Source organism: Stieleria varia (genome assembly GCF_038443385.1).
In the GTDB taxonomy this organism is placed as follows: Bacteria; Planctomycetota; Planctomycetia; order Pirellulales; family Pirellulaceae; genus Stieleria; species Stieleria varia.
Window position 1 is genome coordinate 6871716 of record NZ_CP151726.1, and the last position, 14291, is coordinate 6886006.

General features: G+C 57.1%; 12 protein-coding genes. 3 read left to right on the forward strand and 9 right to left on the reverse strand.

What is annotated here, in order from left to right; all coding sequences use genetic code 11:
- Nucleotides 1–337: 337 nt before the first annotated feature.
- The 4 genes from Pla52nx_RS23020 to Pla52nx_RS23035 all read right to left on the reverse strand — a co-directional run bounded on the left by Pla52nx_RS23020 (nucleotide 338) and on the right by Pla52nx_RS23035 (nucleotide 4152).
- The gene (locus Pla52nx_RS23020) at nucleotides 338–919 is read right to left on the reverse strand and encodes a tRNA-(ms[2]io[6]A)-hydroxylase (protein WP_146523310.1); all 582 of its coding nucleotides are present in this window, start codon (nucleotides 917–919) and stop codon (nucleotides 338–340) included.
- A 162-nt stretch (nucleotides 920–1081) separates the two neighbouring features.
- The gene (locus tag Pla52nx_RS23025) at nucleotides 1082–2416 is read right to left on the reverse strand and encodes a porin (RefSeq protein WP_231742763.1); all 1335 of its coding nucleotides are present in this window, start codon (nucleotides 2414–2416) and stop codon (nucleotides 1082–1084) included.
- A gap of 90 nt (nucleotides 2417–2506) precedes the next feature.
- Nucleotides 2507–2713, reverse strand: coding sequence for a hypothetical protein (locus Pla52nx_RS23030; protein WP_342190227.1), 207 nt, complete (start codon nucleotides 2711–2713; stop codon nucleotides 2507–2509).
- 140 nt (nucleotides 2714–2853) lie between these two features.
- A complete protein-coding gene (locus tag Pla52nx_RS23035) occupies nucleotides 2854–4152 on the reverse strand; it encodes a porin (protein WP_146523308.1) in 1299 nt (432 codons plus the stop codon).
- Between the two features lie 531 nt (nucleotides 4153–4683).
- On the opposite strand from Pla52nx_RS23035, the gene ftsY reads away from it, so the two are divergent.
- Both ftsY and Pla52nx_RS23045 read left to right on the forward strand, forming a co-directional pair.
- On the forward strand, nucleotides 4684–5688 hold the full coding sequence (gene ftsY / locus Pla52nx_RS23040; protein ID WP_146523307.1) for a signal recognition particle-docking protein FtsY: 1005 nt from the start codon (nucleotides 4684–4686) through the stop codon (nucleotides 5686–5688).
- Nucleotides 5689–5744: 56 nt separating this feature from the next.
- Complete coding sequence (locus Pla52nx_RS23045; protein ID WP_197455082.1) at nucleotides 5745–7592, forward strand: amidohydrolase family protein; 1848 nt, start codon at nucleotides 5745–5747, stop codon at nucleotides 7590–7592.
- Nucleotides 7593–7742: 150 nt separating this feature from the next.
- Here the strand turns inward: Pla52nx_RS23045 and Pla52nx_RS23050 are convergent, their stop codons facing one another.
- Genes Pla52nx_RS23050 through Pla52nx_RS23060 form a run of 3 tightly spaced genes read right to left on the reverse strand, consistent with a single transcriptional unit; the run spans nucleotide 7743 to nucleotide 9801 of the window.
- Nucleotides 7743–8183, reverse strand: a complete 441-nt coding sequence (locus tag Pla52nx_RS23050) for a TadE/TadG family type IV pilus assembly protein (protein WP_146523305.1) — start codon at nucleotides 8181–8183, stop codon at nucleotides 7743–7745.
- 6 nt (nucleotides 8184–8189) lie between these two features.
- Entirely contained in the window at nucleotides 8190–9329 is a 1140-nt protein-coding gene (locus tag Pla52nx_RS23055; protein ID WP_146523304.1) for a vWA domain-containing protein, read from the reverse strand.
- A 49-nt stretch (nucleotides 9330–9378) separates the two neighbouring features.
- Complete coding sequence (locus Pla52nx_RS23060; RefSeq protein ID WP_146523303.1) at nucleotides 9379–9801, reverse strand: TadE/TadG family type IV pilus assembly protein; 423 nt, start codon at nucleotides 9799–9801, stop codon at nucleotides 9379–9381.
- Between the two features lie 249 nt (nucleotides 9802–10050).
- Here Pla52nx_RS23060 and Pla52nx_RS23065 point away from each other — a divergent pair, with 249 nt between their 5' ends.
- Nucleotides 10051–11580, forward strand: coding sequence for a Gfo/Idh/MocA family protein (locus Pla52nx_RS23065; protein ID WP_146523302.1), 1530 nt, complete (start codon nucleotides 10051–10053; stop codon nucleotides 11578–11580).
- Between the two features lie 350 nt (nucleotides 11581–11930).
- Here the strand turns inward: Pla52nx_RS23065 and Pla52nx_RS23070 are convergent, their stop codons facing one another.
- Both Pla52nx_RS23070 and Pla52nx_RS23075 read right to left on the reverse strand, forming a co-directional pair.
- Nucleotides 11931–12797: a dihydroorotate dehydrogenase electron transfer subunit gene (locus tag Pla52nx_RS23070; protein WP_146523301.1), complete on the reverse strand. Its 867-nt coding sequence runs from the start codon at nucleotides 12795–12797 to the stop codon at nucleotides 11931–11933.
- Between the two features lie 48 nt (nucleotides 12798–12845).
- Entirely contained in the window at nucleotides 12846–14243 is a 1398-nt protein-coding gene (locus Pla52nx_RS23075) for a pseudouridine synthase (RefSeq protein ID WP_146523300.1), read from the reverse strand.
- Between the last annotated feature and the right edge of the window lie 48 nt (nucleotides 14244–14291).

Below are 14291 nucleotides of genomic sequence, written 5' to 3' on the forward strand. Positions count from 1 at the left end.
GCCGGATCCATCCGAATGAAACGTCGTGTACGCACTGGGCGACCACGACGGCGGTCACCTTGACAGCGGGCACCTTGAAAGCGGGCACACTGACGGCGGGCACACTGACGGCGGGCACATTGACGGCGGGCACTTTCCTGTCGCCCGCAATGATTTGGCCATTTGGCTGACACAACGGTACGCACCGAAGTCACGGGCGGTCAAGCAAACACGGCGTTGACCAGAGGCAGCGACCAGCGACATGGATTGCCGGTTTTTCAAGTTGCACAGCGTGAAACAATGCCTCTGGTTCTGCGATGCATTGGGAGACCGAGGTAAACTGCGAGTGTGAAACTCGCTAGCTGTGCATTCGCGCCAAGCCGCTGCCTTTGGCGATGATTTCAGATTCGCACTGCGACAGTTGGTCCAGTCTCTGTCGCACCGTTTCGCGATCGGCAAACTGTTCTGCAAGCTGGACATACGTGGTGTGATGCCTTGCTTCGCTCTCGAACAGACCGGCATAGAAATCTGCGAGCTCAGGTTCGCGAGGGCGAATGTGCTCGGCGAGCAATCGAAATCGCTCACAACTGCGGGCTTCGATCAACGACGCGACGAGCAAACGATCGACTGCTCTGTCTGGTTCCTGACTGCGAGTCAACGCGTTGAGCTCGCGTCCATAGTGACCGCTCGCCAATCGACGAAAGACGATCCCTCGCTTGTCCAGTATCTCTAGGACCATATGAAAATGCTCCAACTCCTCCTCCACGATCCGAGTCATCTCGCGGCAGAGTTCGCGATGCTCCGTGTAGGAATTCATCAAATTCATTGCCGTGGACGCCGCCTTGCGTTCGCAGTGTGCGTGATCGATCAGGACTTCGTCCAGGTTCGAGTCAACTTGATCCAGCCAACGTCGGGTCGATGCGGATTGCAGATGTAGCACGATGTATTTAAGCAGCAGATGGTTCGATGATGGGGCCGACGGTCGTCAACGAAATCGTAACCGACACCTTGCCTGGCGACCATGATGGCACAAAAAAACAACCGACGTGGTCTGTTGCAGAGCACGCCGGTTGAGCGGGAATCGTTGATTGATGCCTGTTTCTTAGAACAGCAGGATCGTATCGATGCCGAAAGTCGTTTGGTCAGAGCCTTCCTCCAGACCGGCGACTTCATCGCTGTCCCAATCGAATCTGACTTCGGGGCGAATCAGCACGTTGGCGTGCGGTTTGATGTTCGTACCCAATGTCAGAGCGTAGATGTCCGACTCATCATTGATGGGAGTATACACGCCTGATTCGTTGTACCACTCAAAGCGAGCACCGGCGGCCAAGCAGTCGTTGATCGTGTAGATCGCGTACTGGTTGATGTCAAAGGTGTTGCGAACGGTCGCTCCATTTGCGTCGGTCGAATCCAGGTAGTCGGTTTGGAAGACGTACTGCAGGTTGTCCGTAACAGCAACGTCCAATACCAACGACTGCATGTAGCCTCGCTCGCCGGGTTCCTTGTTGAACCGGCCGCCGATCGCCGCATAGGTCAAGCTGACGTCGTCAGTCAGAGACAATGACAATCCACCGAGGAACGAGTCCCCGTTGTCTTCGAATCCGCTGTCCCAACCAAGTGTATAACCGCCCCACACGGTGACGTCATCGCTCGCGTTGTACGTCCCCAGCACGCCGGTGTGAGTGAAAGGCTCGCTGTTGTACATCGTGTACGCGTGGCTGTAGAAAAAGTTGTCCGGGGCCGTGACGACTTCGTAACCGATCAAGGTGTAGAAGTGACCGACTTTGAACGACAGGTCACCATATCCGGCTTCCAGATACAACTGCGGGATCGCGTGACCATAGTCGTTGCCGTTGGTCCAACTGCTGTCCCAATGTCCATTGGAAAGGCCGAACGCCTGGGTGTCTGGTCCGTCGGTACCGTAGACGTAGTCGATCCGTCCACCGACATCAAAGCCGCACGAGGTGTCGATCGACTTTTCGGCGTACAGCCACATTTGATGCAGTTGAACGTTGTCCGGTCGGCTGTTGAACAGTGGCAATGCGTCGGTGTGATACCCCAGCTGCACCCAGCCACCTGCGGACCAAGCTCCGGCCTCGCCGAACAGGGAGAACGGATCTCCTAGATCGCAGTCGCCGCCGAAGATGGACATCGGACAACCGCCGCCGCAACCTCCGTCACATCCGCCATCGCAACCGGGGGCCTCGCATCCGCAATCAGCCGGCTCCAATCCACATCCTGGTTCCACGCCGCATCCGGGATCACAGTCGCACGGCACTTCACAGCCGCAGCCGGCGTCATGATCACAATGGCTGACTTGAGCGACCTGCTCGCCCATGCCCATTCCAGGTTGATAGTAAGCGTGGTTCGCGTCCGCGGCCGACACGGCAGCACCGCTGCACATCATGATCAGGGCGGCCAATAGTTTGCGTTTCATTATTCTTGTTCCCGTTGGGCAAGAGACCGGCTCGCCACCACGCTCTGGGTACCCCGTCGCGTGCGTCTTGTGCCAAAGTTTCGTTGGTGTTCAAAGTCGTGAGGAGATCACCGATCCGGGCAACGTTCCTTCGACGTCGACCATTTGGCCGTCGTCATCGGGATCCGCCGCATTGCCCAATTCGGTCGCCCTGTCGCTGACAGAGCCTCCGTGCTGGTCGTATCGGGACGAACAATCGGAAAAATCCACACGAACCGAAAAACCCAGTCCACCAACTCGCCCTATTTTCACACGCAATGTTAAGCCGTGACGGTCACGCGGGATTTGCAGTGCGATCGCGACAGAAAGCGGCGTCTGCGCGCAAAAAAAGGCCGGCCGTCGCTTGGAAGCGACGGTCGGCCCATCATGCCCTGACAAAGCAGATTTCAGTGAGATGCTTAGAACAGGAAGATCGTGTCGAAACCGAAGGTCGTTTGGTCGGTTCCGTCTTCCAGGCCGGCGACTTGGTCGTCATCCCAGTCGAAGCGAACTTCGGGGCGAACGATGACGTTGGCGTGCGGCTTGTAGTTCACGCCCAAGGTCAGAGCGTAAATGTCGGCCGAGGTTCCAACTGGTGAGAAAACGCCTTCTTCGTTGTACCACTCGAAGCGAGCTCCGTAGCCCAAGCAATCGTTGACCGAGTAGAGCAGGTACTGGTTGATATCAAACGTTTCGCGAACGGTTGCACCGGTGTTGTCTTCGGTATCCAAGTAGTCTGTTTGGAAGACGTAGTTCAGCTTGTCAGACAGTGCGAAGTCAGCGACGATCGACTGCATGTAGCCTTTCTCAACACCTTGGAAACGAGCTTCGCCGAAACGTCCGATGGTGGTGGCGTAGGTCAGCGTCAAGCTGTCGCTTACCGAAGCCGAGAAACCACCGAGGAAGTTGTCGCCGTTGTCGTCGAAACCGCTGTCCCAACCGAGGGTGTATCCACCCCAAACGGTCAAGTCATCGCTAGCGTTGTACGTGCCCAAAACACCGGTGTGGGTGAAAGGCTCGCTGTTGTACATCGTGTAAGCGTGGCTGTAGAAGAAGTTATCGGGGGCGGTAACCACTTCGTACCCGATCAGGGTGTAGAAGTGACCGACCTTGACCGACATGTCTCCGTAACCGGCTTCCATGTACAACTGAGGGATGGCGTGACCGTAGTCGTTGCCGTGATCCCAGGAGTTGTCCCATCCACGATTTCCCGTGCCGAAGGCTTGGGTGTCCGGTCCGTCGGTACCGTAAACGTAGTCGATACGTCCACCGATATCGAAACCGCACGAGGTGTCAATGGCTCGTTCGGCGTACAACCAAGCTTGGTGAAGCTGGAAGTTGTCCGGACGGCTGTTGAACAAAGGAACGGCTTTGGAGTGGTATCCCATTTGGATCCAACCGCCGACCGAGTAGGCTCCTTCGGTGCCGAAGAGCGACCAGGGGTCACCCAAGCAGCAGTCGCCACCGGTCAGGCAATCGCCAATACCGAGTCCGCATCCGCTGTCACAGCCACCGTCACAGCCGCTGTCGCAGCATGCGGAGTCCGTGTCACAGCAGCCGAGGTCTGCTGCTTCGCAACCGCAGGCGGGTTCGCCACAGTCACATGCAGCAGCACAATGTGAAACAAGTTGAATTGTATCGTTTCCGCCAGCCGTGGCGTTACCTGCGTACGATGCGCACGCGATGGCAGCTAGCATGGCAAGTTTGCTGAGCTTCATAGCTTTGAAATCTCCCGAATTTCCATATTGGGTTTTTGTGCAGGGCAACCACATCAGTTGCTAGGCGACTGCCCAGTAGATGATTGGGAAATTCCAACCATCCACTAGAAAAATTTGAGTGATCGCTCCCGCCCCGGCCAAAGTCGGCCGAATCAGGGCACTCACACTTTTTGACTTCCTGACGAGCCGCCTCTGTCGTCAAGCATGGTATCGGTGAGCTGTCAAACGTTTTGCCTGTTTACTGCCCCGACAGCGTGCCAATTTGACGAGAGCCGCGCCTGCTGGCATTGTTGTGCCGCATCTCCCGCTAAGGCAAAGACGAATTGTCGTGCCGATTGTTCCGTTTGTCCGGAATTGAGGACCAATCGGTGGCGTCAAACCGTCAAAAACACCGTGAATCGGGGGCTCTAAAGAAGGGGAAGCTCGCCAGCCGGCAATCGCTTACTCTTAACCGCCTACCCGATCCGCATGACTTGGCGCAAAATCCCCTTGCCAGTCCGTCTCTCTCCCACACAGAAAACGATTACTCTGATGGCATTTTGGCGATCTAAGAAAGAATCAACGCAGCCGGAAAACTCAGCCGAACCGTCAACCACGCCGCAAAAACCACCCGCGGCCAAGCCGACCGGCATCCTGGCGAGGATGAAGGCCGGGTTGTCCAAAACACGCCGCGCCTTGAACACCGACATCCGCGACCTGTTCAAGAGCGAAGGGCGGCTCGTGGACGAAGAGTTTCTGGAACAGCTTTTTGCACGACTGATCCGCACCGACATGGGCAACGGCCCGGCCGAAGAAATCCGTGATGAAATCGCGACCCGTTTTCGCGGTCGCGTCGTCCATTTTGAAGAAGTCTTGGATTCGATCACCCAGCAAGTCCAGACGATGCTGGAACAGCAAGCCGCTCCGCTGAACCTGAGCGGTAAACCGACGGTGATCTTGGTGGTGGGCGTCAACGGCAGCGGCAAGACCACTTCGATCGGCAAGCTCGCGTACTTCCTGCACAACTCAGGCAAAAAAGTGATGCTCGGCGCAGGAGACACGTTCCGCGCCGCGGCCGTTCAACAATTGACCATCTGGTCCGAGCGAATCGGATGCGACATCGTCACCGGTGCCAGCGGCGCCGACCCCGCCAGCGTGGCGTTTCAGACGATCGAAAAAGCCATCGAGATGCAATCCGATGTGGCGATCATCGATACCGCGGGCCGCCTGCAGACGCAAACAAAGTTGATGCAGGAACTCGACAAAATCCGTCGCGTCGTGGGAAAGAAGATTGAGGACGCCCCACACGAGGTGCTGCTGGTGCTGGACTCGACCGCCGGGCAAAACGCTTTGTCGCAAGCTAAGGGGTTCAGTGAAGTCGCCGGTTGCACAGGCATCGTGCTGGCAAAATTGGACGGTTCGGCCCGAGGCGGGGTTATCCTGCCGATTCGTAAACAGTTCCAATTGCCCGTCAAGTTCGTCGGACTCGGCGAAGGCATCGAGGACATCGCCGAATTTGACGCCAAATCGTTTGCCCACGCACTGTTTGCCGACTGATGCCCCGAAACGCTGCAACGGTGAGACTCCACATGAAGACAAGAATGAGCATGCGAATGAAAAAGTCTGCCTTCCGTCTTGGCAACGTCCTGCTTGATTTGCTGGCTGATTTACGGCCTGCTGTGATCACTGCCGCAGTTACCACTGTGACCATGATTGGCTGTCTCTCTGCAGCACACGGTCAAGACCCTGGCGTCGCCAGGCCAGCGGCCACCCATCCGAACGTGACGACCAATGATCCAAGTGCCTGGCGCGCGGAGCGGCGGATTGTGGACGTTCACACCCACGTCAGCCCAACGGCGGATCGATACACCCGCGCGGTTCGCATACTGGATGAAGTCGGTGTTGGTATCGCTATCGAACTGGGCAGCGGAACGGTGACTCCGCCACAGAATGACCCCAACGGACGATCCGCCCTGGAACGGGCAATGAGTCTGTCCGAAGAAATCGCGCCAGGACGATTCATGCACCACATGCTGATCGACTACAGCGGATGGGACTCACCGGATTGGAGCGTCCGAGCAGCCGCACAAGTGCAACGTGGACACGAATTGGGTGCCGCGGGACTGAAGGAGTTCAAGCGTCTGGGGCTGTTCCTACGCGATGGCAACGGCGAATTGATTCGTGTCGATGATCCCAAACTCGATGCGGTCTGGGCCAAATGTGGTGAACTCAAGATGCCCGTTTCGATTCATGTCGCCGACCCCAAAGCCTTCTGGCTGCCACGCGACGAGACGAATGAGCGATGGGCCGAGCTTCGCGATCATCCGAACTGGTGGTTCGGCGATCCAAAACGATACCCCAAACGAGAGGAGCTGCTTGAGCAATTGAGCCGTGTGATGGAGCGACATCCCGAAACCACCTTCATCGCCGTTCACTTTGCAAATAACGCCGAAGAGATTGACTGGGTGGATGAGCAGCTTGATCGTCATCCGAATCTTTTCGCGGACATTGCGGCACGTATCCCGGAAATCGGGCGACATCCCCCGGAGAAGCTGCGAGCTCTTTTCATCAAACATCAAGACCGATTGTTGTTCGGCACTGATTTTCAAACCCATCAGCGTTTGATTCTTGGCTCGGCCGGCGATGACGAGCGGCCGAGCGATTATGACGCGGTGGTCTTTTACGAAAAGTCGTGGCGATTCTTTGAGACGGCCGACCGCAACTGGCCCCACATGACGCCCATCCAAGGCGATTGGACGATCAGCAGCATTAATCTGCCAACAGACGTGCTCCGCAAAGTCTACTTCGACAACGCGCGTCGATTGTTTGTCCGCCGCTTTCCTCTGCCGACTCTGCGAGCCAAGTTGATCGAATCAGATTTTGTGCCCGATGGAAAACTCGACGACGAAGTTTGGCAGACGACACAACCAGCGCGGATCGAATACACGATTGATCGCGCGACACCGATGCCGAATATCAGCACCCAAGTGCGTGTGTTGTGCAGTCCCAAATATCTCTACTTGGGCTTTGTCGCCCCCTACACCCAATTGCAAATGGGGCCAGATGACGCAACAGGTGAACGCTTTGGACTGTGGGAGGACGACGTCGTCGAAGCGTTCATTGCCCCAGATCCCTCCACTATCAATCACTATACCGAGTACGAGTGGGCACCCAACGGCGAGACGCTGGACTTGAAACTGAAGCTCCCGGAAAAAGATTTCCAATGGAGCAGCGAAATGCAATCGGCGGTGAAGCTGGACAACGAGCAAAAGATTTGGACGACCGAGGTCCGCATCCCGATCGAGAAGATCACGTCGAAAGTGCCGACCGCCGGCGATCGGTGGCGAGTCAACTTCTACCGTCACGACAACGCCGCCAACGCGTTCCTGGGATGGAGCCCAACTGCAACGCGAACCGCTCACGAACCCCAGAAGTTCGGCTGGCTTGAGTTCACAAAGTGAGTCTAAGTACTCATTAACTCAAGGGTAGTGGATCTTGTTAAAGATCCTGCAGCGGCTCAAGGTTAGTGGATCTTGTTAAAGATCCTGCAGCGGCGGGATCTTTGACAAGATCCACTACGGCCAACCCTAACTCTTCGCCGTCCCAGAACACTAGGGACCCGACGCGGCTCCCACGGCGTTGGCCATGTCGGCGGCCACGCGTTCGGAATACATCCGAGTGCGACCAGAGATGTCACCTGTGAAGTAAACGGGCGAAACCCACGAGTTTCCACTCACTGGCAACGTCACCTGCACGTCCACCATTTGTGTGTCATCGTCGAGTTTTCCAGGCGAAACGACGACGGTCGCTCCGGTCAGATTCAGATCATTCAAATGATCCTTTGCGACCTGCTCGGCATCGCTGGAGCTTGCACCCACGATCACGGCGCGGCGAGCTGCGAGATAGGAAGCATGCTCGACAGAATGCTTTAGCAAATTGAGTCGACCAAACTCAATCGATGCAAACACAATCATCAAGAGCACGGTGATCGCGACGGCAAACTCTACCGCTGCGGCACCGGTGCGTGTCTGTATTCTTGTTCGGGACATCATGTGGTTTTACTCAGTCAACATGCTGGGAAGTCGGCGGGCGATCTTGCGAAACGCCTCAGCGAGCTCCAAAGACGTATTTGCGTGATAGTGCTTTCCACCGGTTCTGTCTGCGATCTCCCGCATCAAGAGCTGATCGGCTTCGTTGCTGAAACTGACAGTGTAGATCGGGATCTGACGGTCGATTGCTCCTTGGATGGCCACCAACGGATCCGTGCCGGTGTTGTGAATCCCATCACTCATCAGAACCAACGCGTTACTCGCCCAGGGGCGAGCAAGAGACGGGTGCGTCACCGCGGCAATCCCTTCCACGATTCCATCGCCGACACTCGTCGCGCCACCGTTGAACGACTGGCTGATCGCGCTGAGTGCCGCATTGATTCCGGTGTAGTCGTCGGTCAAGTCGACTTCTCTTGTCACATCGCTGGCATAGCTGACCAGACCGACCTTTTCGATTTTTCCAGTCGCGTCCAGCTCCTCGCAGAACGCCGTAACAGAGAATGCCAAATCCAACCAGCGACTGTTGGGCGGTGCCGGATCGCCCCAAGACCAGCCCGCCGGCTGGGAGGCTGGAGTTCCAGAACCGCTCGACTCGTTCGCCGCAAACTTCATCGAACCGCTGCGGTCGACAATCACCGACACGTCCAAAGTGGTCTGTGTGTTCGTGGCGGTGCACCTGGGACGAATTTCAAAATTGGCACCAAAGGCACTGAAGAACGGAGTCAAAGCGTCGCCCGCGCCGTCGGCAAAAGCGGCCGTGGTCACTCGAACCGAGTTTCCGTTGGGGGCATTGGAAAACGTGTAAGCTTTGTTCTTTGCGTTTCGCGAACTGATGCCAAATTCCAAGTCACCCTCGGCGAACGTCAACTCGCTGGACTGGATCGGATTGAGCTCTGCCATGGTTTGAGCGGCCGCCAACGCGGCGGACTCGCTACCGGTCTCCACAAAAGCACGTCCCGCCGCGCGTGCGGCGATGTCCGTCACAATTTGAGCTTTGCCGCTGATCATCTGAATGTACGAAAGATTGATCACCATCGCAGCGAGAATGAACAACAACGGCAGCAGTGCAACGACAGCCACCATGGTGGCCGCTTGTCGCCGGCGTGACAAACGTTTTCGTGAAGGGCTCAATGCAACTGTTCGAGTCATGGAGTCACTTTGGAAAGAAATGGATGAAACACACCACCGCCGCTGTGAATTACTCAGCACGCATCACGATCGTGTCGGTGACCGTCGTATTGGTAAATGCCGCGTTGCCGAACAGAGAGTTGTCGGCGAAGGGTACGCTGACGGTCACGGAGAAGTTGTCTCCGATCTCTAGCGTGGACGGATCAGAGGGATTCAGTGTGATCTGATAGTTTCGAATATCGCGATCATCCAACAACATCGTGCATTGGGATTGAACAATGCTGGCGCTGACGCCAGGCACGATCCCGATACGTGCTCCCTCATAGGCCGTCATCGTGACGTTCTGCTTTAACTGCAGCATCCGGCAAGTCTCGACCGTGGCAAAGAACAGAAATGCCAGCACCGGCAGACAAACAGCCAACTCAGCGACGGCCACTCCGATGCGATTGTTCGCTGATTTGCGTTGTTTTCGCAAGGCTCTATGAGTGTTCATCAGGGCGGGAGGGGCGGGAGAGGAGTGAGCAATGGTGCGGGTAGCAGAATATCCAGTTGAAACCTAGGTCGCCGCATTTGCCGGTCGGATCGCCGACATCCCAATGTGGTGGAATTCCAGACCGTCAGACGACTTCAAGATCAATCGAACGGATTGTGGCAATCGTGACGTTCGCACCATCGCATCGTGAAATGGACTAAACTGGCCGTTCGGTTTTGTTCCGTTCCCATACTCCGAACTTGATCTCCCATGCCCACCGACGACACCTCCTCCCGCCAAGAAAGCGTCTTGAACCAAGTCAAGCACACCGAAAACCGCAGGGTCTTTTTGAAAGCCGGTGCCGGTGGCGTTACCGCCGCAGCACTCATCGCCCCCGGACGCTCCCAAGCTGCCGCAGCAGCGAACGAGCGACTGCGGGTGGGATTCATCGGCCCTGGCGGACGTGGATTCGGCGCACACGTCAAATCAATGTGCGAGCTGTTCAAAGACGGCCGCAAGATCGACTTGGTCGGAGTCGCGGAGGTCTACCAGACTCAACGTGACATGGTCGCTGACTACATCCGCGACAAAACCGGCACGGACCCTGGACGTTTCGTGGACTATCGCGACATGATCGAGAAACAAAACCTCGACGCCGTTTGCATCGCAACCCCCGACCACTGGCACCACAAACAAGTCATCGATTCGCTCGATGCCGGACTCCACGTCTACTGCGAAAAACCGATGACCAAAACGGTCGAGGAAGCGTTTGACATCGAGGACAAATGGCGTAAGACGGGCAAGGTCATGCAAGTCGGTGTTCAATCGACGAGCCTCAAAGTCTGGGATGAAGTCCGAGCCCTGTTGCAAGACGGTAAACTCGGCAAGGTTCTCGGCTTCCAGACCGAGTACTTTCGCAACAGCGGCATCGGTCAATGGCGAAACTACAAACTCGTCAAAGACATGGCGCCCAGTACGATCGATTGGAATCGTTGGCTGGGAATCGAAGAAGGGCTTGCGCCCGAAATGCCGTTTGACCGAGCGGTCTACAAACAGTGGCGTCGATTCTGGCCCTTCGGCAGCGGCATGTTCACCGACTTGTTCGTGCACCGCACCACGGCAATGCTCAAAGCCACCGGCCTGCGGATCCCCGGTCGCGTCGTCGGTGCCGGCGGTATCTATCTCGAGTACGACGGACGCGACGTTCCTGATGTCGCCACCGTTGTTGCTGACTTTCACGAAGGCGTCCAAGGCATAGTCACGGCGACGATGTGCAACGAAGAGTCACGCGTCAATCAACTGATCCGTGGCCATTACGGCACGTTCACCTTCGGCAATGGCGAAAAATTTGATGGGTTTGATTTCACACCAGAACGCCGGCAAGTCACAGCAGAGGGTGACAAAGAAAAACGCTCCTTTGAACCTGAACGCATCGCGACCGAAGCCGTTCCCAACACCACCAAAGCCCACTTCGCGAACTTCATCGACTCCTGCGAAGCCGGTGACCCGATGATGTGCAACAACCCGCCAGACCTAGGCGCCGCCGCGATGGCCGTGGTCAACCTGGGTGCCCAGAGCTACCGCAAGGGACAAGTATTCTTTGTCGACCCCGAGTCCCGCGAGATCTCCAACACCGATCCCGGTTGGGCGGCCAAATGGGAGAAACTCTCCGCCGCGCGTGCGACGCCCAATCACATCCCTGGTTGGAAAGCAGGTGACTTTGGCAGCAAGCTCGACGAACCAGACTGGATGAAGAACGCCGGCCCTTGGGTCGACGGCAAAGATCCCGCCACGAGCTAGACGCGGATGATTCATGAGCCGCAGTGTGACAGCCCGGATATTGCATCAGCCGGAGTGCGCTAGAGAGCGTCCCGCTTAGAAAGTTGATCGCACCAGCCATTTTTCTCGTCTTTACTAGCACGACGCGCAAGCGAGTGAATCGTCTTTTTGTGCTTCGATTCACTCGCTTGCGCGTCGTGCTGGTATTTTGCTTGAAATTCAACGTGAAACCATGCGTTCTAAGCGGGACGCTCTCGCTAGCACCCGGTTCTCGCATTTTGCCGGGTGAACCGGACGCTATCGCGTGGCGGCTGATCAGGGCAGACCGTTTGCGTGCCAACCCATGTCAGCCGTTTCGTGCAAACGATCCATCACCAAACGATTTCGTCTGCGTTGAAGATCGGTCCTTCGACGCACGTGCGTTTGTAGTCCCATTGCTCGGGGCCGTCCTGACGCACTTTGGCGACACAGGAGAAACAAATCCCGATGCCGCATGCCATCGGCGTTTCCATCGAGACCTGGCAGTCAACGCCAGCGGACAAACAAGCTTGAGCGACCTTTTCCATCATGATCTCAGGGCCGCAGGTCACCACGCGGATCGTTTCACCTGGGCGAGCTTCGCCCAATCGCTTGGCCAGGACGTCGGGCACACGAGCCTGCATGCCGACCGAACCGTCATCGGTGCACAGCGTGATGTCAAACCCGGCACTGCGAAAGTCATCGACTCCGGCAAGCAACTCACCGGTTCGCGCACCGTAAATCAGCTCCACCCGTTTGGCCCAAGCATTCTCGCGTCCGAACGATTGCTCCCCGAGTGCTTCGCGACCAAGCACCAGCATGGGTGTTTGACCGATTCCACCGGCGGCCATGATCAAGGTGTCGCAGGGGCGATTGGAAAAACCGTTTCCCAGCGGCCCCCACAATGTGACTTTGGTGCCGAGCGCACTTTCCGCACATGCGGTGGTGAAGGTGCCCTTTTTGAGATAGACCAAGTCGATGGCTGAGGGTCCATCGTCATCGTGAATCACATCGTATACCGCCAAGGCACGACCGATCAGCGGTGAATCGACACCACTGAGTCGAATCATCACGAATTGACCGGGGATCACTCGCGCGGCGAGCGGGGCGTTGGCGACTCGCAGTCGATAAGTAGATCGAGCGACGAGTTCGTGCTCCAGAATCGGCGACTCTGCTTGGATCAAATCGTCGGCGTAGTATTCGGCGTGCAGCTTGGACATGAGTGCAATGGATGATTGAATCGTCAAGTGGTCGTGTGGTTCGGCCCGCTAACCTCGTTTGCGTCCCGGTTTCTTCTTGCCTCGCTGAGCTGCCGGCGCGTCACCGCGGGAGGAACGTCCACCGGTAGATTTCGAGCGACCGAATCCGCTGGGTTTGTTACTGGGTTTGCCGCTGGGTTTGCCACCCGCTTTCTTCGTCGATCGAGTTCGAGACGCACCGCCTTTCTTGGCTCCGCGTGTCTTGGGACCACCAGAGCCCGTCGTGCGATTGGATCGAGCGACAGATTTTCGACGCGATGTCTTGGGACGATCCGTTGATTCAACCGAGTCACCTTCGCCGCCGATGACCGACCCGCGGGTCTTGGCCTCGGTCGGCAGAAACTCGCTGGCGGAATCCGACTCCAATCGGCGTCCCCCTTTTCCGGCTCCCTTTCGTGGGCCTTTGTTGAATCCTTTACTGGTTCCTTTGCCGAATCCTTTACTGTCGTTTCCGGACGATCTGGCTGACGCCGAGCCGTAAGCTTTGCCCGCCTTCTTTTTGGTGCTTCGTTTCTTTCCGCCGCGATCTTTCTCTGCTTGCTCGGCTTCGGCCAACGCTTCCGCTTTGCTGCGTTGGACAGCCAAGTGCAGTTTTTGAACTTCGTCACGTCCTAGCAGACGATGCGCACCCGGAGGCAAATCGCCCAAACGCAGTGGTCCGATGGCGATTCGAGTCAGCGATTGAACCTTGTGGCCCAAGCGAGCCAAGATCCGCCGGATTTCGCGATTCTTTCCTTCGCGGAGAACGATCTCCATCTCCGTGGCCCGGGCGCGTGACTTGAGTACCTTTGCACCTTCGACTTGCACAAATCCGTCGGAGATGTACATCCCTTGGCGCATCGTCCGCATCGTCTCGTTCTCGACTTTGCCCGCCACCGTAACGCGATAGACCTTTCGGACACCGTACTTGGGATGCGTCAGTTGCTGCGCAAGTTCACCGTCGTTGGTCAGCAGCATCAGCCCTGTGCTGCTACGGTCCAGTCGTCCCACGGGAAAGACGCGTTCGCTCTTGGGGACCAAGTCAACCACGCGAGGTCGGCCTTGCGGATCGCGGTTGGTGCTCAAGACGCCGTCGGGTTTATTGACCGCGTAGTACACCAGCTTTTGTTTACGCAGCAGCACGCCATCGACGTGCACCTTTTGCGTCTCAGGGTCAACGGTCGTCCCCATTTGAGTGACGACAGCGCCGTCGATGTCGACGCGCCCCTCTTCGATCAACTCCTCACACTGGCGTCGGCTGCCGTAGCCGGCAGATGCCAGCAGTCGTTGCAGACGCAGCGGACCGCTCTGTTTTGCTGCCGCTGCATGGGTGGCTTTCGCAGCGGCGGCTTTGCGTCGGTTGGGGGCTGCTGGACGGTTTTGATCGGGACGGTTTTGAGGGTCAGGAGCCGATGAATCGCGGGGCATGGGGAAATAGTAGGGTGGCTAGCATCGCAGGCGGAAGATCGTCGCCGA